The organism is Rhodanobacter hydrolyticus (assembly GCF_044904645.1).
Genome location: NZ_JADIKK010000008.1, coordinates 3,438,232 through 3,457,924 on the forward strand (window position 1 = coordinate 3,438,232; position 19,693 = coordinate 3,457,924).

At 65.1% G+C, this 19,693-nt stretch carries 14 protein-coding genes; all 14 read left to right on the forward strand.

Annotated elements, in window-relative coordinates; translation table 11 throughout:
• Window positions 1-24: 24 nt before the first annotated feature.
• Entirely contained in the window at window positions 25-2,562 is a 2,538-nt protein-coding gene (locus tag ISP25_RS18050; RefSeq protein ID WP_404615839.1) for a TonB-dependent receptor, read from the forward strand.
• Window positions 2,563-2,960: 398 nt separating this feature from the next.
• Window positions 2,961-4,232, forward strand: a complete 1,272-nt coding sequence (locus ISP25_RS18055) for an efflux RND transporter periplasmic adaptor subunit (protein ID WP_192156949.1) — start codon at window positions 2,961-2,963, stop codon at window positions 4,230-4,232.
• A 154-nt stretch (window positions 4,233-4,386) separates the two neighbouring features.
• Complete coding sequence (locus ISP25_RS18060; RefSeq protein WP_404615841.1) at window positions 4,387-5,112, forward strand: ABC transporter ATP-binding protein; 726 nt, start codon at window positions 4,387-4,389, stop codon at window positions 5,110-5,112.
• Window positions 5,113-5,156: 44 nt separating this feature from the next.
• Window positions 5,157-6,500 carry a TolC family outer membrane protein gene (locus tag ISP25_RS18065; protein ID WP_404615842.1) on the forward strand — a complete coding sequence of 448 codons (1,344 nt, stop codon included), beginning with the start codon at window positions 5,157-5,159 and terminating at the stop codon, window positions 6,498-6,500.
• 85 nt (window positions 6,501-6,585) lie between these two features.
• Entirely contained in the window at window positions 6,586-7,917 is a 1,332-nt protein-coding gene (locus tag ISP25_RS18070) for an ABC transporter permease (protein WP_404615844.1), read from the forward strand.
• A gap of 10 nt (window positions 7,918-7,927) precedes the next feature.
• Window positions 7,928-9,169 carry an ABC transporter permease gene (locus tag ISP25_RS18075; RefSeq protein ID WP_404615846.1) on the forward strand — a complete coding sequence of 414 codons (1,242 nt, stop codon included), beginning with the start codon at window positions 7,928-7,930 and terminating at the stop codon, window positions 9,167-9,169.
• Between the two features lie 89 nt (window positions 9,170-9,258).
• Entirely contained in the window at window positions 9,259-10,584 is a 1,326-nt protein-coding gene (locus ISP25_RS18080; protein ID WP_192156939.1) for an ABC transporter permease, read from the forward strand.
• A 10-nt stretch (window positions 10,585-10,594) separates the two neighbouring features.
• Window positions 10,595-11,848: an ABC transporter permease gene (locus ISP25_RS18085; protein ID WP_404615848.1), complete on the forward strand. Its 1,254-nt coding sequence runs from the start codon at window positions 10,595-10,597 to the stop codon at window positions 11,846-11,848.
• A 61-nt stretch (window positions 11,849-11,909) separates the two neighbouring features.
• Entirely contained in the window at window positions 11,910-13,217 is a 1,308-nt protein-coding gene (locus ISP25_RS18090) for an ABC transporter permease (RefSeq protein WP_404615850.1), read from the forward strand.
• A gap of 10 nt (window positions 13,218-13,227) precedes the next feature.
• On the forward strand, window positions 13,228-14,463 hold the full coding sequence (locus ISP25_RS18095; RefSeq protein ID WP_404615852.1) for an ABC transporter permease: 1,236 nt from the start codon (window positions 13,228-13,230) through the stop codon (window positions 14,461-14,463).
• A 58-nt stretch (window positions 14,464-14,521) separates the two neighbouring features.
• Window positions 14,522-15,829, forward strand: a complete 1,308-nt coding sequence (locus tag ISP25_RS18100; RefSeq protein WP_404615854.1) for an ABC transporter permease — start codon at window positions 14,522-14,524, stop codon at window positions 15,827-15,829.
• A 10-nt stretch (window positions 15,830-15,839) separates the two neighbouring features.
• Window positions 15,840-17,069 carry an ABC transporter permease gene (locus ISP25_RS18105; protein WP_404615856.1) on the forward strand — a complete coding sequence of 410 codons (1,230 nt, stop codon included), beginning with the start codon at window positions 15,840-15,842 and terminating at the stop codon, window positions 17,067-17,069.
• Window positions 17,070-17,120: 51 nt separating this feature from the next.
• Window positions 17,121-18,425 (forward strand): ABC transporter permease, encoded by a 1,305-nt coding sequence (locus ISP25_RS18110; protein ID WP_192156923.1) that lies wholly within the window; start codon window positions 17,121-17,123, stop codon window positions 18,423-18,425.
• A gap of 11 nt (window positions 18,426-18,436) precedes the next feature.
• Entirely contained in the window at window positions 18,437-19,654 is a 1,218-nt protein-coding gene (locus ISP25_RS18115) for an ABC transporter permease (RefSeq protein ID WP_404615857.1), read from the forward strand.
• The last annotated feature ends 39 nt before the right edge of the window (window positions 19,655-19,693 follow it).

Below are 19,693 nucleotides of genomic sequence, written 5' to 3' on the forward strand. Positions count from 1 at the left end.
AGTAGATTGAAACGGATCATGGGGATGCGGCGGGTCCGGGTAGCCCGGCTGCCGCTGGCGGCGGCTATCTGCCTGGCCATCGCCGCGCCGGCCATTGCCCAGGACACAGGGCAACCTGCCGGGCAGGGCGGAACGGCGACGGCGACGGCGAAGCAAGCAACGCCGCCGGCGAAGAAGCCGAAGACCACCACCCTGAGCGAGGTCACGGTGACCGCGCAGAAGCGCGTCGAGAACCTGCAGAAGGTGCCGATCAGCATCAACGTGCTGGAGAACGACCAGCTCCAGTCGTTGCAGGTGCAGGGCTTCAAGGACTACGTGCAATACCTGCCCAGCGTCGATTTCCAGGAAGGCGGCGGCGGCATCGCCACCGGACCGGGCTTCGCCTCGATCTACATGCGTGGCGTGGCCAGCGGCGGCAACACCAACCACTCCGGTTCGCAACCCAGCGTGGGCGTATACCTCGACGAGCAACCGATCACCACGATCCAGGGGCCGCTCGACATCCACATGTACGACATCGCCCGCATCGAGGTGCTGGCCGGACCGCAGGGCACGTTGTACGGCGCCAGCGCCGAGGCCGGTGCGCTGCGTATCATCACCAACAAGCCCGACCCCAGCGCTTTCGCGGCGAACTATTCGCTGGATACCAACACGGTCACGCATGGCGGCATCGGCGGCACCGTGGAGGGCATGCTCAACATTCCGCTGAGCAGCGACGCGGCGATCCGCCTGGTGGGTTGGCACGAGCACGATGCCGGCTATGTCGACAACGTGGCCGGCACCCGCACCTACCCGACTTCCGGCATCACGATCAGCAACGCGGACAACTGCGTGCCCAGCGCCACGCTGCAGTGCGTGGGCCATGCCCGCAACGACTACAACGACGTCAACACCAGCGGCGGCCGCGCCGCGCTCAAGGTGGACCTGGACGACAACTGGTCGATCACCCCCACCCTGATGGGTCAGCAGACCATTTCGCACGGCACCTTCGCCAGCGACCCGACCGTCGGCTATCAGGACGTCACCCACTTCTATCCCGAATATGTCGACGACCGCTGGTGGCAGGGTGCGCTCACCGTGCAGGGCAAGATCGGCGATTTCGATCTCACCTACAACTACTCGCATCTCAAGCGCAACCAGGAGGAAGCGACCGATTACAGCGACTACTCCTTCTGGTACGACACGCTGGAGGGCTGGGGCAGCTATATCACTGACAACAGTGGCCAGCTGATCAATCCGTCCCAGTTCATCACCGACCGCGACCACTACACCGACAGCAGCCACGAGCTGCGCATCGCCTCGCCCAGCGACGACCGCTTGCGCCTGGTGGCCGGCGCGTTCTGGCAGAAGGACAAGCACGACATCATGCAGGACTACCAGATCGACGGCCTGGCGTCCTCGCTGTCGGTGCCCGGCTGGCCGAACACGATCTGGCTGACCCGGCAGATGCGCTACGACTACAACGAGGCGGTGTACGGCGAGCTGTCCTACGACTTCATTCCCGACGTGCTCACCATGACGGTCGGCGAGCGCTACTACCGGACCAAGAACAACCTCTACGGCTTCTACGGCTACAGCACCGGCTTCGACCCCACCTCGAGCTACGGTCAGGCCGGCTGCATCAACGCCTCACCCTTCCTCGGCGCGCCATGCCTGGACTTCAACAAGTCAGTCAAGGACAGCGGTTCGCTGGGCAAGGCGAACCTGACCTGGAACATTTCGCACGACGCGATGATCTACCTCACCCACTCGGAGGGTTTTCGACCGGGTGGCATCAACCGTGCGGGCGATACACCGCCTTACCAGGCGGATTTCCTGACCAACTTCGAATTCGGCTGGAAGACCTCCTGGCTCGACAACCGCCTCTCGTTCAACGGCGCCGTGTTCCGCGAGAACTGGAACAATTTCCAGTTCAACATCCTCGGCCCCAACGGCCTGACCATCATCAAGAACGCGGGCTCCGCGCGCATCGACGGTTTCGAGTCGCAATTGGTCTGGCAGGCCAGCTACCACCTGAATCTCAGCGCAGGCGTCGCGTTCTACGATGCCAAGCTGACCTCGAACTACTGCGGTTTCACGGACAACGCAGGCAACCCGGTCACCAACTGCCCAGCCGGCACCATCAACCCGCAAACCGGCGACGCCGTGACCGGGCCGGAGGCGCCCACCGGCACCCACCTTCCGATCACGCCGCGCTTCAAGGGCAACCTCATCGCGCGTTACACCTTCGACCTGGGCGACAACGACGCCTATGTGCAGGGCGCCCTGGTGCACGTGGGCGAGCGTAGCACCGACCTGCGAGTCGAGGAGAACAGCCTGTTCGGCGACCTGCCGGCGTACAACCTGGTCAACCTTTCCGCGGGTTTCGAGAAGGGTAGCTGGACGGCCAGCCTCTACCTCAACAACGCGTTCAATGCACACGCGGCACAGTACAAGTTCGCCGAGTGCGGCGTGGATATCTGCGGCGCCCACGGCGCATCGTCGCTGTATCCGGACGGGCAGGTCTATACCGGCTACAGCCAGCCGCGCACCTTCGGCGTCCGCTTCAAGCAGGACTTCTGATCGGCGGCCGCAGGCCGCCGATCAGGGCGATCCACGGACGGATCGCACACCGGTCAAGCGCTACGCTTGACCGGTGGAACTGCACCCGGACCTGGTCTGGGTGCAGCGAGCCCGGAAAGTGCAGCCCTGCACTTTCCGGACATCAGGCAAGCCGCTTCAAGGCGGATCGGCAAACCATCCGACGCCCTCAAACCGCGAATTGCTGCGTCCACCGAGCTTTTCGGCACCAGACCGCACTGCCCTGTCCGTTGTCCGCGCAGTGTCCGCGGACACCGGGTGGCCTCGGTGTCGTGATCGCAAGTTGCAGTAATCAAAGGTGTTTTTGTGGAGTTTCGGGTTGGCATGCGGATTGCTGAAATGAGGGCAGGGTCGCACTGTCCGCGGCCGGGGAATACACGATGATCCGCGACACTTCCGCGCAAGACCGCATCGTCGAGGTCAAGCCCAACCGCAAGCGCCGCCTGCTGTTCATTGGCGGTGGCGTGGCCTTGCTGGTGGTGCTGGCGTTCGTCATGCCAAGCATCCTTCGCCTCTTCTCCGCCGATGCCTCGGTGAGCGCGTCGCGGTTGGCCTTCGCCACCGTCGAGCGCGGGCCGTTCGTGCGCGACATCGCCGCCGAGGGCAAGGTGGTGGCGGCGAACAGCCCCACGCTCTACGCCACCTACGGCGGCGCGGTGAAGCTGCTGGTGCACGCCGGCGACGTGGTGAAGAAGAACCAGGTGCTGGCCGTGGTGGACAGCCCCGAGCTGCGCAACAAGCTGGCGCAGGAACAGTCCAAGGCTGATGGGATGCAGGTTGACTACCTGCAGGCGCAGGTGGACGCCCGTACCAAGCGCGGCGACCTGCAGAAGGCCTACGACAACGCGCAGATCGACGCGAAGAGCGCCGCCAACAACCTCGACCGCGAGCAGAAGGCCTACGCCGCCGGCGCCTCCACCGGAGTCGCGGTCGACAAGGCCAAGGACGATCTGGAAAAGGCGCGCATCGCGCTGGACCACGCCAAGGCCGATCTCGGCATGAACAACGACAGCCTGAACTTCAACATCCAGGCGAAGAAGCTGGCGCACGACAACCAGATGCTGGTGGTGCAGGACCTGCAGCGCCAGGTGGACAACCTCAACGTGAAGTCGCCGGTGGACGGCCAGGTCGGCCAGCTGTTCATTGCGCCGGTGGCCACGGTGGCGAAGGACGCGCAACTGCTCAGCGTGATCGACCTCACCGCGCTGGAAGTGGAAGTGCAGGTGCCCGAGAGCTTCGCGCGCGACCTTGCCATCGGCATGGGCGGCGAGATCAGCGGCAACGGCACCACCTGGAAGGGCCTGGTCAGCGCGATCTCGCCCGAAGTGGTGAACGGCGAAGTGGCCGCCCGCGTGCGCTTCGAAGGCACCACGCCGAAGGAGCTACGCCAGAACCAGCGCCTGTCCGTGCGCATCCTGCTCGACCAGCGCAGCAACGTGCTTACCGTGCAGCGTGGCTCTTTCGTCGACGAGTCCGGCGGCAGCTATGCCTACGTCGTCACCGACGGCATCGCCACCAAGACTCCGATCCGCGTCGGCGAAAGCAGCATCGACAAGGTGGAGATCCTGCAGGGTCTGAAGGAAGGCGACCGCATCGTGATCTCCGGTACCGACAGCTTCAAGGGCGCGCAGCGCGTAGCGATTAGCAGGTAAGGGCTTTTCCTCTCCCATCGGGAGAGGGTGCCCGCGGGGCGGGAGAGGGTACGGGCGGAGCACAACGTTTCGTTCCAGCCGAATCCTCTCCCCCAACCTCTCTCGCAGAGAGGGGCTTCAAAGAACCATCCACCACCACCGAGGAACGTGAACCATGCTGAAGATGACCCACCTGTCCAAGGTCTACCGCACCGAAGTGGTGGAGACCTACGCGCTGCGCGATTTCAATATCGACGTGAAGGAAGGCGAGTTCGTCGCCGTCACTGGTCCGTCCGGCTCGGGCAAGACCACCTTCCTCACCATCGCCGGCCTGCTGGAAACCTTCACCGGAGGCGAGTACCACCTCGACGGCATCGAGGTGAGCCAGCTCAACGACAACGCGCGCTCGAAGATCCGCAACGAGAAGATCGGTTTCATCTTCCAGGCGTTCAACCTGATCCCTGACCTCAATGTGTTCGACAACGTGGAAGTGCCGTTGCGCTACCGCGGCATGAAGGCGCCCGAGCGCAAGCAGCGCATCATGGACGCGCTGGAGCGCGTGGGCCTGGCCTCGCGCTTCAAGCATTACCCGGCCGAGCTCTCCGGCGGCCAGCAGCAGCGCGTGGCGATCGCGCGTGCACTGGCCGGCTCGCCCCGTCTGCTGCTCGCCGACGAACCCACCGGCAACCTCGACACGCAGATGGCACGTGGCGTGATGGAGCTGCTGGAGGAAATCCACCGCGACGGCGCCACCATCGTGATGGTGACGCACGATCCTGAACTGGCAGCACGCGCGCAGCGCAACGTGCACATCATCGACGGCCAGGTGGTGGACCTGTCCGAGGATCCGCGCTTCCACGCCAGCGTGGCCGCCGGCCGCGGCAACGCCAGTCAGGCCTGAGCGCGCATGGCCGTCCACGTATCCATCAATCGCGAGTCTCATCCATGCGCCTGAAGCTGCTGCCCGTGCTGCTCCTGCTCGCCGTCGCCCCCGTCGCGGGGCACGGCGAGGATTTGATGGATGCCTACCGGCAGGCCATCGCCAACGATCCGGTGCTGGCCACGGCCGATGCGCAGCGGCTGATGGTGGCCGAGGGCGTGCCGGTGGCGCGCGCGGCGTTGCTGCCGCAGTTGTCCGGCGCGCTGGAGGTGGATCAGATCCACGGCGGTGGCGGTGAGACCACCAGCAGCAACGGCAACATCGTGAGCACCGGCAGCGGCGGTCACACGCGTGACCGCAACCTCTCCGGCAACCTCAGCCAGTCCATCCTCGACCTGTCCGCCATCGACAACCTGCGTGCGGCGGGCGCGGCCAGGGACTCGCAGGAGCAGACCTACCAGGCCGCGTTGCAGAGCCTCTACGTGCGCGTGGCCACGGCGTACTTCAACGTGTTGCAGGCACAGGACATGCTGGACATCGACCGCGCCTACGAGGACGGCTACAAGACGGAGTTCGAGCAGACTTCCACGCGCTTCAAGAGCGGTTTGTCGATGGAGGCGGACGTCAACCAGTCGAAGTCGTACTACCTGTACATCAAAGGTATGCGGATCAGCGCGGAGGACAATCTCAAGGACGCGCGTCGCGCACTGGAACAGATCACCGGCAAACCGATCGATGCGTTGAAGAAGTTGCGCGACGATATCCCCATGCAGGCACCGCAGCCGAACGACGAACAGACGTGGGTGGACGCGGCGATGAAGACCAACCCCACCGTGCTTGCCGCGCGCTACGCCGTGACCAGCGACGAGCACAAGGTGTCGGCCGCGCGCGCCGGCCACCTGCCCACGCTTACCGCGGGCGTGGGCTACAACAAATTCGGCCAGTGGTCGAACAGCATGCCGGGCACCGCCGCCTACGGACCGGCCACCACCACCGTGGGCCTCACGCTCAACATTCCACTGTTCAGCGGCGGCCTGGTTCATGCGCAGGTCAAGCAGGCGCTTTACCAGCGCGATGCCGATCTCGGCACGCTGGAAAGCCAGCGCCGTCAGGCTGCGCGTGACGTCGCCAACTATTTCAACCTGGTCAACGACGGCATCGATCAGGTGGGCAGTGCGCGTGACGCGGTGGACGCTGCGCAGAAATCGCTGACCTCGATGCGCGCGGGTTATTCCATCGGTACGCAGACCCTGACCAGTGTGGTTTTCGCGATCCAGAACCTGGCCGAGACGCAGAGCCAGTACGCCGCGGCCAGGTACCAGTTCGTCCTCGACAAGCTGCTGCTCAAGCAGGCCGCAGGCACCATCGACATGCACGACCTGGAAGCGGTGAACGGGTTGCTGCAATAACACTGCTTCCTTCTCCAGCTGCGGGAGAAGGAAACAGCTACGGACCTCTCCCGCAGGAGAGGATGTTCAACCTCGGAGTGACGGCATGTTCGCCTACTACTTCCAACTCGGCTTGCGCAGCCTGCGCCGTAATCCCGCGCTTACCGCGTTGATGGTGATGGCGATTGGCTTCGGCGTGGCTGCGTCGATGATCACGTATTCCGTATTTCGTGCTGTATCGGGCAATCCGATTCCCGACAAGTCAGCGCAGTTGTTCACGCCGCAAGTGGACAGCTGGGGGCCGCAGCAGAACCTGAAGGGTGGAGAACCACCGAACGCACTGGACTACGTGGACGCGATGGCGCTGCTGCATGCACATGCGGCGAAACGCCAGACGCTGCTGTATCCGGTGCAACTCGCGGTGATGCCCGATGCCAGCCACGAGCTGCCGCTGAACGTGGGTGGCTATGCCGTGGACGATGATTTCTTCGCGATGTTCGAGGTGCCGTTCCGCTACGGTGGCGGTTGGGGCGCGCTGGACGATGACGCGCGTGCCGCAGACGTCGTCATCAGTACTGAGCTCAACCAGAAGCTGTTCGGTGGCGCGAACAGCGTGGGACGCACGGTCAACCTGAGTGGTCATGACTATCGCGTGGTGGGAGTCGCCAGCCACTGGAACCCGAACCCGCGCTTCTACGACCTGTTCAGTACCAACGGCTTTGCCGGTCTAGGCGAGCTCAGCGGCGAGCCGGACTTCTACTTGCCGGTTACCCGTGCGCTGGACTTGCACATGTATACCGCCGGCAGCAACAGCTGTCGCGGCGCGCTTAGCTACATCAGCTGGGCCGAGTACACGCAGAGCACCTGTGTGTGGATCACGCCATGGGTGGAATTGGACAGCGCCGCCGAAGTCGCGAGCTATCACGCGTTCCTCACCCACTATGCCGCCGAGCAACAGCACGCTGGCCGCTTCAACTGGGCACCCAACGTACGCCTGCGCGACGTGGCGCAGTGGCTGGACTACCAGCAGGTGGTGCCCCCGGAAAGCCGCATCTCGCTGGCGGTGGCGCTGGGCTTCTTCCTGATCTGCCTGGTCAACACCATCGGTTTGTTGCTGGCGAAGTTCATGCGCCGCGCCGGTGAGATCGGCGTGCGCCGCGCGCTGGGCGCGACGCGCGGCGAGATTTACGCGCAGTACCTGACCGAGGCCGGCACGGTGGGATTGGCTGGCGGCTTGCTGGGGCTGCTGCTTACCGCAGTGGGTGTTTCCGGCGTGGGCATCCTGTTCCAGCCGGAAATCGCGCAGTTGGCGCGGCTCGATTTCTCGCTGGTGGGTCTGACGCTTGTGGTGGCCATCGTCGCCACTGTGCTGGCGGCGTTCTATCCGGCATGGCGGGCGGCGCACGTGCAGCCCGCCTGGCAATTGAAGTCGAGCTGAGGAGGCGACCATGAGCTTGCAGATCCGCCCCATCCTCATCGCGCTGCGCCGGCACAAGGCGGGCACCCTGCTGATCGCGCTGCAGATCGCGTTGACGCTGGCCATTGTGTGCAACGCGCTGTTCATCATTCACCAGCGGCTGGCCAAGTTGTCCGAAGTCAGCGGCGTGGACGAGGCCAACGTATTCGTCATCGCCAACTTCTGGGCCGACGTCAACCAGCCGACCACGCAGATCGATGCGCAGGTGCGTGCCGACATGCTTGCGTTGCGGCAATTGCCTGCCGTGCTTGATGCCGCGCCCGCCAGCGGTTACCCGCTGAAGGGCCGCGGCTGGGACAACCTCGTCACCATGGCGCCCGACCAGACCAAGCCGACCACGGATACGGCGGTGTACACCGGCGACGAACACTTCATCGATGCGCTGGGTCTGCGACTTGTCGCTGGGCGGAATTTCCGGCCGGACGAAGTGGTTGCTTTGGGCACCCAGCAGAACATCACTCCGGCGACGGTGATCGTGAGCAAGGTGCTGGCCGATCGCCTGTTCCCAGCCGGAGACGCCTTGGGCAAGAGCTTCTATGCGATGGGAACCACGCCAAGCACCATAGTTGGCATCGTCGATCCACTGCACCGGCAAGGCGTGGATCAGTACAGCACCTCGTATGCCGGGCAGGCGCTGATCTGGCCGATGCGGGCGGATGATTCGCGCGGCATCTACTACATCGTGCGTGCCAAACCCGGCCAGCTTGCCGACGCCATGCGCGAGGCGCCGAAGGCGCTGTACGCGCAGAGCCCCATGCGCATCATCGATCCCAAGGACGGCATCCAGAATTACGCCACGATCCGCCAAAAGGCATATGACAGCGACCGCGGTATCGCCGTCCTGATGGGCATCATCTGCGTGGTACTGCTGGCGATCACCGCCGCGGGCATCGTGGGGCTCACCAGCTTCTGGGTCGGCCAGCGCCGCAAGCAGATCGGCGTGCGTCGTGCACTGGGCGCACGGCAACGCGACATCCTCACGTATTTCCTCACCGAGAACTTCCTCATCAGTGCGGCGGGCGTGGCACTTGGCACCGTGCTCGCGATCGCCTTCAACCTGTGGACGGTGACCCGCTTCGCGATGAGTCCCATGTCGATGGCCTACGTGGGCGTTGGTGTGCTCGTGCTGATTCTGTTGGGACAGGGTGCCGTGCTGGCGCCGGCGCTGCGCGCCTCGCGCGTGTCGCCGGTCGAGGCGACGCGTTCGGTGTGACGTTTTTGATCCCTCGCCTGCCTGCAGGGGAGGGAAGGCAAACGTCTTCTCCTGATGAACAGGAGGAGACAAACCCCGGAGAGAACGAAATGTTCGCCTACTACCTTGACCTGGCACTGCGCAGCCTGAAACGCAGCCCCGGCCTCACCCTGCTGATGGTGCTCGCCATCGGCTTCGGCGTGGCCGCATCGATGACCACGTGGTCGGTGTTCCGCGCCGTGTCGGGCGATCCGATCCCGTGGAAGTCGTCCCGGCTGTTCGTGCCCCAGCTCGACATCTGGGGACCGGACAGCCGCAAGAAGGGTGGCTATACCGATATCTCCGATGCGTTCGACTACACCGACGCGTTGGCATTGATGCGCGACCACCGCGGCAAGCTGCAGTCGGCGATGTACCAGGTGTCGCCGTCGGTGGTGCCGGCGGATGCCGCCAAGCACCCGATCAACGTCAGCGGCCATGCCGTGTTCAGCGAGTTCTTCCCGATGGTGGAGGCGCCGTTCAAGTACGGCAGCGGCTGGAGCGCGCAGGACGACCAGAACCGCTCGCACGTGCTGGTGCTCAGCGACAAGCTCAACCAGAAGCTGTTCGGCGACGTCAACAGCGTGGGCAAGAGCGTCAACATCGAGGGCAAGGATTACCGCGTGGTCGGCGTGGTCGACCGCTGGAATCCGCAGCCGCGCTACTACGACGTGGTGAACACCGGCGGCTTCGTCGGCGACGGCGCCGAGGATGTGTTCCTGCCGTTCAATACCGCCATCGACGTGGGCATGCCCAACAACGGCAACACCAACTGCAACGAGATCCCGAAGGAAGCGGGCTTCATCGGCCTGCAGCATTCGAGCTGCGTATGGATCGCCTACATGGTGGAGCTGGACAGCGCCACCGACGTCGACAGCTACAAGAACTACCTCGATGGCTACATGCGCCAGCAGCAACAGGCCGGCCGCTTCAACTGGGCGCCCAAATACAAATTGAGCGACCTGCCCGCATGGCTGGACTCCGAGCACGTGGTGCCCGACGACACCAAGGTGTCGCTGCTGGTGGCGCTGGGCCTGCTGATCGTCTGCCTGGTCAACACGGCAGGGCTGCTGTTGGCGAAGTTCCTGCGCCGCAGCGGCGAGATCGGCGTGCGTCGCGCGCTGGGTGCTCCGCGCGCGGCGGTGTATGCGCAGTTCCTCACCGAGGCGGGCATGGTCGGTGCGGCGGGGGGCGTGCTGGGCCTGCTGCTCACCGGCGTGGGCGTGGCCTGCGTGGGTTGGGTGCTGCCGAAGGACATCGCCGCGCTGGCGAGGCTGGACGTGTCGCTGCTGGCCATGACCCTGGTGGTGGCGGTGATCGCCACCGTGCTGGCCGGTTTGTATCCCACCTGGCGAGCCTCGCGCGTGCAACCCGCGTGGCAGCTGAAGAGCAACTGAGGAGAGCGCCATGAAACTGCATCCCATGATCTCGGCGCTGCGCAGGCACAAGGCAGGCGTAGTGCTGATCGCGCTGCAAATCGCGTTGACGCTGGCCATCGTCTGCAACGCGGTCTTCATCATCGGCCATCGCGTGGAACGCGTGAATCGCGCCACCGGCCTCCAGGAGCAGGACCTGTACCTCGTCTCCCAGCAATGGGTAGGTGCGCCCACCGGCGACGATGCGGACAGCATCCAGAAGATGGACGCCATGCAGCGCGAGGATCTCGCTGCGCTGCGCGCGATGCCGGACGTGGCCTCGGTGACGCCGACGAATTCGCTGCCGCTGCTCAACCAGAGCTGGAACGGCGCGATGTCGCTCAATGCGGACGCCAAGCTGCTCGACGGAAATGCGCGGACCACCTACTACTTTGGTGACGAGAATTTCGTGCATACGCTGGGCCTGCACCTGATCGCCGGACGCGACTTCAACGCAGGCGACGTCACCAACAAGGGCTTCCGCAACACCAGCGAACCCGCCGTGGTGATCGTGACCAAGGCACTGGCCGACAAGCTCTTCCCGAAGGGCAGTGCGGTGGGCAAGATCGTCTACCTCGACGGCAGCGGTACGCCCAGCACCATCATCGGCGAGGTCGAGCGCCTGCAGGTGCCTTCGACGGGCAGTTGGGCCGGCAGCTTCGCTTGGAATGCGACGATCGAACCGGTGCGCCTCAACGGCAATTCGTCCAGCTACGCCGTGCGCGCCAAGCCGGGTCGCCTGCTGGCGGCGATGAAGGCCACCACGCCCCTGCTGTACAAGGTCAATCCCCTGCGCGTGCTCGACGACGACAGCGTCAAATCGTTCGCCGACATACGCAGCGATGCCTATCGCGCCGACGTCGGCATGGCCGCGCTGATGGGCGTGATCTGCGTGATCCTGCTCGGCGTCACCGCTGCCGGCATCGTCGGCCTCACCAGCTTCTGGGTGGGCCAGCGCCATCGCCAGATCGGCGTACGCCGCGCACTGGGCGCGCGCAAGGTGGACATCCTGCACTACTTCCAGATGGAAAACCTGCTGATCGCCGGCATCGGCGCGGTGGTCGGCGTGGCATTGGCCATCGGCCTCAACCTGCTGCTGATGAAGCACTACGAGATGGACCGCATGCCCATGTTCTACGTGCTGGCCGGCGTGGTGCTGGTGCTGCTGCTGGGGCAGGGCGCCGTGTTCAATCCTGCGCGCCGCGCCTCCAACGTGCCGCCGGTGGTGGCTACGCGGGCGGCTTGAGCTTTCGCTGTATCCCCCTCTCCCGCAGATGGGAGAGGGGCCAACCGGGGAGATGCACAGCGTGTTCGGCTACTACTTCGATCTGGCACTGCGCAGCCTCAGGCGCAACAACGCGCTCACCGCGCTGATGGTGCTGGCGATCGCGCTGGGCATCGGCGCGTCGATGACCACGCTCACGGTGCTGCACGTGCTGTCAGGCGATCCGCTGCCTGGACGCAGCGGATCGCTGTATTACCCGCAACTCGATCCGCGCGATGGCCATGGTTACGTGCCTGGAAAGGTGGAGCCGATGGACCAGCTGACCTGGATCGACGGCATGAACCTGCTGCAGGCGAAACGCGCCGATCGGCAGGCGCTGATGACCGGCGGCGACGTGGCGGTGCAACCCGACAACAGCACGCTTGATCCGTTCTACGAGGACACGCGCTTCACCACGACCGGATTCTTTCCGATGTTCGGCGTGCCCTTCGAGTACGGCCACGCCTGGGGCGACGCGGAAGACGAGGCGCATGCCAGGGTGGCGGTCATCAGCAGCCGGTTCAACGACAAGGTTTTCGGCGGCGGCGACAGCACCGGCAAGACGCTGCGGTTGGATGGTGCGGCCTTCCGCATCGTCGGCGTGACCGGCGACTGGCGTCCCAACCCGAACTTCTACGACCTGAACCGCAAAAGCTACAACGAGGACGAAGGCGTGTTCATACCGCTGTCCACCTCGCAGGACCTGAGCATGGCCCACGACGGCAGCGTCAACTGCTGGGGCAACGGCGGCGCCGGTCAGGCGCCGGACCACGATTCCCCCTGCGCATGGATGCAGCTCTGGGTGCAACTGGACAGCCCGGCCGAGGTTGCCGCCTACAAGGAATTCCTCGTCCACTATTCCGAGCAGCAGAAGGCGCTGGGGCGTTTCCAGCGGTCGCCGAACGTCCGGCTGCGCAACGTGATGCAGTGGCTCGACTACCAGCAAGTGGTGCCCGACGACGTGCGCCTGCAGACGGGGCTGGCCTTCGGTTTCCTGCTGGTGTGCCTGGTGAACACGGTGGGCCTGATGCTGGCGAAGTTCCTGCGCCGTGCCGGCGAACTGGGCGTGCGCCGGGCGCTGGGTGCCTCGCGTCGTGCGCTGTTCGCGCAACTGCTGGTGGAGTCCGGCGTGGTCGGGCTGATCGGCGGCGTGGGCGGCCTGTTGCTGGCGCTGGTCGGCTTGTGGCTGGTACGCCGGCAGCCGGCGGAATACGCGCCGCTGGCGCACCTCGATCCTCTGATGTTGCTGGCCACCTTCCTGCTGGCACTGGGCGCGAGCCTGCTGGCCGGCCTGCTGCCCGCATGGCGCGCCTGCCAGGTGACGCCCGCCCTGCAATTGAAGAGCAACTGAGGACGCCACGATGGAGCTGCGACCGATCTTTTCCACCCTGCGGCGGCACAAGACCACGGCGTGGCTGCTGATACTGGAAATCGCGCTGACCTGCGCCATCGTCTGCAACGCGGTGTTCCTGATCGGGCAGCGCCTGCAGCGCATGGATCTTCCCAGTGGCATCGCCGAGCACGAGCTGGTGCAGATCCAGCTGGGCCCCATCGGCAAGAACGCCGATGCCAAAGCGCAATCGGCCACGGATCTGGCTGCCCTGCGGCAGATCGCCGGAGTGCGGCAGGCGGCGATGACCAACCAGATGCCCTTCAGCTGCTGCAGTGATTCCACTGGCAGCATCATGCTCGATCCGCACCAGCAGCAGGGGACCGCGCAGGTCGCGGAGTTCATGGGCGGCGCCGGCTTGCTGAGCACGCTTGGCGCCGAACTGGTGGAAGGGCGCGACTTCCAGCCCAGCGAATACGTCGACTTCGATGCGGCGGTGCAGGCGCTGCACGATGGCAATGCGCGTGGCCTGCCGCAGGAGATCATTCTTACCCGAGGTCTTGCCGAACGCCTTTGGCCGGGACAGGAAGCCTTGGGCAGGACGGTTTACTTCGGCGACGCCTTGCCGTTCCGCGTCATCGGCGTGGTCGCAAGCCTGGCGCGGCCGAAACAGCTGGAGCAGGGAGTCCAGTACAGCACGGTACTACCGATACGCATGACGGTAGCCGACGGCTCCAGCTACATCCTCCGCACGGCGCCGCAGGATCGCGAAGCGATACTCAAGGCCGCGGTGGCCAAGCTGAAGCAACTCGATCCCAACCGCGTGGTGCTGGTGAAGCGCACCTACGACGATGCGCGCCGCGAGTATTTCGCCGGCGACCGTGCGATGGCCGGCATCCTGGTGGGCGTGATCCTGGCGCTGCTCACCGTGACTGCGCTGGGCATCGTGGGCCTCGCCAGTTTCTGGGTGGGGCAGCGTCGCCGCACCATCGGCGTGCGCCGCGCATTGGGCGCCACCCGCGGCGACATCCTGCACTACTTCCAGGCCGAGAACTTTCTGCTGGCCAGCTTCGGCATCGCGCTCGGCATGGTGCTGGCCTATGGCATCAACCTGTTCCTGATGCTGCATTACGAATTGCCGCGGCTGCCCGGAATCTACTTTCCGGTGGGCGCCCTGGTGCTGTGGGGCATCGGCCAGCTGGCCGTGCTCGGCCCCGCGCTGCGGGCAGCGAACGTGCCGCCGGTGGTGGCGACGCGCAGCGTGTGAGTTTCCCTCTCTTTTCTTCCGTTTGCGGAAGAAGGGAATGCAGTAAGGAGAAAAGGATATGTTCGGCTATTACCTCGATCTCGCCTTGCGCAGCCTAAAGCGCCACAAGGTGCTCACCCTGTTGATGGTGCTGTCGCTGGCGCTCGGCATCGGCGCCTGCATCACCACCACGACCGTGTTGCGACTGCTTTCGGGCGACCCGCTGCCGCAGAAGAGCGGCCAGCTGTTCTATCCGCAGGTCGATCCCAACGCCAAAGAAGGCTATATCGCCGGCCAGACCGAGCCGCCGGCGACGATGACCTACGTCGACGCGATGTTCCTGCTGCACGCGCACCGCGCGAAGCGGCAGGCGGCGGTGGCGCTGACCTCGGGCAAGATCGCGCCGCAGCGGGCCAACGAGCGGCCCTTCTACAGCGACGGAGTGCAGACGACGGCGGATTTCTTCGGCCTGTTCGATGCGCCGTTCGAGTACGGCAGCGGCTGGACGGCGGCGGACGACGAGGGCGGCTCCCAGGTGATCGTGATCGCGGGCTTCCTCAACCAGAAGCTGTTCGGCGGCGCCAACAGCGTGGGCAAGACGATCCGCATGAACGACCACGACTTCCGCATCGTCGGCGTGCTCAAGCCGTGGTCGCCGCAGCCGCGCTTCTATGCGCTGGACCTGGGCGGCCATGACTACGGCGGCGATGGCGATGCGATGTTCCTGCCGCTGAAGACCGCCATGGATCTGAAGATGGGGCCGCAGGACATCGAGTGCTACAACGCAGTCACCGATGTCGACAACCTCGCGGCCGCGCCGTGCATGTGGCTGGGCGTGTGGGCGGAACTGCCGGACCAGGCGGCCGTGGCCGACTACCGGACGTTTCTCGCCAACTATGCGAAGCAACAGGTGGCCCAGGGTCGCTTCAGTCGCGACGAGACCGCGCTGCTGGATCTGATGGGCTGGCTGCGCGACCAGCAGGTAGTGCCCGACGACGTGCGGCTGCAAGCCGGCCTGGCGTACGGCTTTCTGCTGATCTGCGTGCTGAACACGGTCGGTCTGCTGCTGGCCAAGTGCCTGCGCCGCTCGCGCGAGATCGGTGTGCGTCGTGCGCTGGGCGCCACGCGTGGTGCGATCTTCGGCCAGTTCATGGTCGAAGCCGGCATCGTCGGCCTGGTCGGTGGCGTGCTCGGACTCGGCTTCGCCGAGCTGGGCCTGTTCGGGATACGCCACCAGCCCGCCGAGTACGCCAGCCTCGCGCATCTGGATCTGTCGATGTTCCTGTTCACCTTCGTGGTCGCAGTGATGGCCAGCCTGGTCGCCGGGCTGCTGCCCGCATGGCGCGCCTGCGCGGTGGCGCCGGCACCGCAACTCAAGGCCAGCTGAGGAGATACCTATGGAAATCCTTCCGATACTCGCCAGCCTGCGCAAGCACCGCATCCCGACCGTGCTCATCGTGCTGGAGATCGCGCTGACCTGCGCCGTGCTGTGCAACGCCGTCTTCATGATCGGCCAGCGCGTGAGCGCCATCCGCCTGCCCAATGCCATCGACGAGCACAGCCTGAGTACGGTCGGGCTGAGCGGCACCGACGAGAAAACCGCCGGCAGCGATATCCCGCGCAACCTCGCGGCGCTGCGCGGCATTCCCGGCGTGCAGGCGGTAGGGGCGATCAGCACCTTGCCGCTCAGCCACAACAACTGGGGATGGAGCTTCGGCACCTCGCCAGATGAGTCGGTCTTCAACAAGAAGACGGTCAATTTCTCGCTGTTCTTCCTCGGCGAAGGTGCCGACAAGGCGCTGGGCCTGCGGCTGCTGGAGGGACGCTTCTTCAACGCCGACGACTACGCGGACAGCTCGTTCGGCAGCGCGCCCCTGCCGGAGACGCACGTGACCCTGGTGACGCACAGCATCGCGGAGCGCATGTGGCCCGGGCAGTCGGCGCTGGGCAAGACCTACTACACCACGTCGCATTACTACACCGTGGTCGGCGTGATCGCCGACGTGCTGCGGCCGAACATCGATGGCCAGGGCGAAGCGAGCAATTACTTCAGCGCCTTCTACCCGATGAGCGCAGAGGGCTCCAAGGGCAATCTTCGGCGCTATGTGCTGCGCAGCGCTCCGGGCGACCGCGACCGCGTGATGCGCGCGGCGGAGCAGAAGCTCATCGAACTGAATCCCAACGGCGTGACCAAGAGCGCGATCTACTCGGACATGCGCGACCAGTACTTCGCCGACATGCGCAGCATGGCGTGGATGCTGGTGCTGGTCTGCGTTGTGATGCTCGCGGTGACCGCGTTCGGCATCGTCGGCCTCACCAGCTTCTGGGTGGGGCAGCGGCGCCAGCAGATCGGCATCCGCCGCGCGGTGGGCGCCAGCCGCGGCCACATCATGCAGTACTTCCAGACCGAGAACTTCCTGCTCAGCGCCGCCGGCGTGGTGCTCGGCACGGCGCTGGCCGATGGCATCAACCTGTACCTGATGCGGTACTACGAGATAACGCGCATGCCTTGGTACTACCTGCCGGTCAGCGCGGTCGCGCTGTGGGCCATCGGCCAGCTTGCTGTGCTCGGCCCTGCGTTGCGTGCGGCAGCCGTGCCGCCGGTGGTGGCGACGCGTAGCGCATGAGTTTTCCCTTCCTCGCGCGCGTGGAAGGAAATGCAACAAAGGAGAGATGCAATGTTTGGCTACTACCTCGACCTCGCCTTGCGCAGCCTCAAGCGCAACAGGGTGCTCACCGCGCTGATGGTATTGGCCATCGCGGTGGGCATCGGCGCCAGCATGACCACCTTGACGGTGGTGCATCTGCTGTCGGGCGATCCGATGCCCGGCAAGAGCAGCGTGCTGTTTTTCCCGCAGGTGGATCCGGAGAACCCGGTCACGCTCTCGCTGCATCGCAATCCATGGCCGGCCATGGATTACCGTTCAGCAGTCGACATCTGGAGTTCGCACCGAGCCGATCGTCAGGCGATTCTCACCAGCAGCTCCGTGAAAGTGCGCCTGCCGGATAGTGGTCAACCGCCATTGATGCTGAGCATGCTCTCCACGTCGACGGATTTTTTCCCGATGTTCGACGTGCCGTTCCAATACGGCTCGGGCTGGAGTGCGGATGATGACGCCAGTCGTGCACGCGTGGCGGTGATCTCGGCCGACCTGAACCAGAAGCTGTTCGGCGGCGCCAACAGCGTGGGCCGCATCCTGCGCGTGCGCGATGCCGACATGCGCATCGTCGGCGTGCTCAAGCCCTGGCGCCCCACGCCGCTGTTCTACGACCCGTGGAGCCAGAACTTCAGCAAGTCGGAAGATGTCTTCGCTCCGTTCAGCAGCAGCCTCGAGATCAACAAGGGCAACTTCCAGGCCTACACCTGCTGGCACGTGCCGCCGTCGATGGGCAATCTGCAGGATGCCGATTGCGTATGGGTATGGGTGTGGGCCGAGCTGGACAGCCCGGCCAAGGTGCGCGACTACGCGCGTTTCGTGGACGACTACGCCAACACGCAAAAGTCGCTGGGCCGATTTGCGGTGGGCAGCGAGCACGCGCGTTTGCACGACCTGATGACATGGCTGACCGATCGCGGCCAGGTGCCCGACGATGTGCGCTTGCAGGCATGGCTGGCGTCGGCCTTCCTCGTCATCTGCCTGTTCAACGCGGTAGGCCTGCTGCTGGCGAAATTCCTGCGCCGCAGCGGCGAGATCGGCGTGCGCCGCGCGCTGGGTGCCAGCCGTGGCGCCATCTTCGCGCAGTGCCTGGTCGAAGCCGGTTTGATCGGCTTGCTCGGCGGCTTCTTCGGCTGGCTGCTGACCCTGGTCGGCTTGTGGCTGGTGCGGCGGCAGCCTGTGGATTACGCCCATCTCGCGCATCTGGATACCGCCATGTTCTTCGTCACGTTCGCAATGGCCATCGGTGCCAGCCTGATCGCCGGGCTGATACCGGCGCTGCGCGCCAGTCGCGTGGTTCCCGGCTGGCAACTCAAGGCGCTGTGAGGAGGCCGAACATGCAGATCAAACCGATACTCGCGGCACTGCGCCGCCACCGCCTGGCCACTTTGCTGATCGCGATGGAAATCGCGTTCGCCTGTGCCGTGCTGTGCAACGCCTGTTTCCTGGTGGCGCGGCGCTGGACGATGATCCAGATCAACAGCGGCGTCGACGAGAGTTCGCTGGCGGTGTTGACGGTCAACGGCTTCGAACCGAGCCAGGCCGCCGACGTTAATGCGCGCATGCTGGCCGGCTTGCGGGCGATCCCGGGGATGCAGTCGGCCACCCTCATTAGCGAGGTGCCCTTCGGACCGCAAACAGGTGCAGCCGGCATCTCGCCAGATGCTGGCGGGTTCAAGGACCTGATCGGCGTGGTGGATTTCGTGATGGCAGGCCCGGGCACGTACAAGGCGCTCGGTTTGAAACTGGTCGAAGGGCACCTGCCGCAGCCCGGTGACTACCAGCCTGCCACCAGCTTCGCTCCTGAGGATGTGCAGGTGCTGGTCACCCGCGCGCTGGCCGAACACGCATGGCCTGGCGAAAGTCCGCTGGGCAAGGATTTCTGGTGCGACAAGATGCACTTCCGCGTCATGGGCGTGGTGGATCACTTCGCCCGCGCCCAGCCCGGTCAATACGACATGCAGCAGGGGGAGTGGACCGTGTTCACGCCGGTCGTGCCGGGTGGCTCGCTGGCCGGCACCTACCTGCTGCGGGCCCAGCCGCAGGATGTGCGGCGCGTGCTGCAGGTGGCGCGTGGTGCTGTGCAGAAGATCGCGCCCGACGTCGTTCTGGACCAGGACAACAGCAGGACCTTGAGCGACCTGCGCACGAAATACTTCCTGACCGACCGCATCATGATCGGCCTGCTGCTGGGCGTGGTCGCCCTCATGCTCGGTGTCACCGCTCTCGGCATCGTCGGCCTCACCAGTTTCTGGGTGGCGCAACGTCGCAAGCAGATTGGCATACGCCGTGCGATCGGAGCGACGCGCGGGGACATCCTGCGCTACTTCCAGACCGAGAACTTCCTCATCGTCACCTTCGGTATCGCCCTCGGCATGCTGCTGGCCTACGTGCTGAATGCGGTGTTGATGAAGTTCTACGAATTGCCGCACCTGCCGCTGTACTACCTGCCGATGGGCGCGCTTGCGCTATGGATGCTTGGCCAGCTCGCGGTGCTGGGTCCGGCCCTGCGCGCGGCGGCGGTGCCGCCGGTGGTGGCGACGCGATCCGTGTGATTTTCCATGGGCGGGCGAACCCGCCACCAATCGTTGACC

Coding starts and splice junctions, on each gene's coding strand:
- ISP25_RS18050 (WP_404615839.1), top strand. CDS start 25: ATGCGGCGGGTCCGGGTAGCCCGGCTGCCGCTGGCGGCGGCTATCTGC.
- ISP25_RS18055 (WP_192156949.1), top strand. CDS start 2,961: ATGATCCGCGACACTTCCGCGCAAGACCGCATCGTCGAGGTCAAGCCC.
- ISP25_RS18060 (WP_404615841.1), top strand. CDS start 4,387: ATGCTGAAGATGACCCACCTGTCCAAGGTCTACCGCACCGAAGTGGTG.
- ISP25_RS18065 (WP_404615842.1), top strand. CDS start 5,157: ATGCGCCTGAAGCTGCTGCCCGTGCTGCTCCTGCTCGCCGTCGCCCCC.
- ISP25_RS18070 (WP_404615844.1), top strand. CDS start 6,586: ATGTTCGCCTACTACTTCCAACTCGGCTTGCGCAGCCTGCGCCGTAAT.
- ISP25_RS18075 (WP_404615846.1), top strand. CDS start 7,928: ATGAGCTTGCAGATCCGCCCCATCCTCATCGCGCTGCGCCGGCACAAG.
- ISP25_RS18080 (WP_192156939.1), top strand. CDS start 9,259: ATGTTCGCCTACTACCTTGACCTGGCACTGCGCAGCCTGAAACGCAGC.
- ISP25_RS18085 (WP_404615848.1), top strand. CDS start 10,595: ATGAAACTGCATCCCATGATCTCGGCGCTGCGCAGGCACAAGGCAGGC.
- ISP25_RS18095 (WP_404615852.1), top strand. CDS start 13,228: ATGGAGCTGCGACCGATCTTTTCCACCCTGCGGCGGCACAAGACCACG.
- ISP25_RS18100 (WP_404615854.1), top strand. CDS start 14,522: ATGTTCGGCTATTACCTCGATCTCGCCTTGCGCAGCCTAAAGCGCCAC.
- ISP25_RS18105 (WP_404615856.1), top strand. CDS start 15,840: ATGGAAATCCTTCCGATACTCGCCAGCCTGCGCAAGCACCGCATCCCG.
- ISP25_RS18110 (WP_192156923.1), top strand. CDS start 17,121: ATGTTTGGCTACTACCTCGACCTCGCCTTGCGCAGCCTCAAGCGCAAC.
- ISP25_RS18115 (WP_404615857.1), top strand. CDS start 18,437: ATGCAGATCAAACCGATACTCGCGGCACTGCGCCGCCACCGCCTGGCC.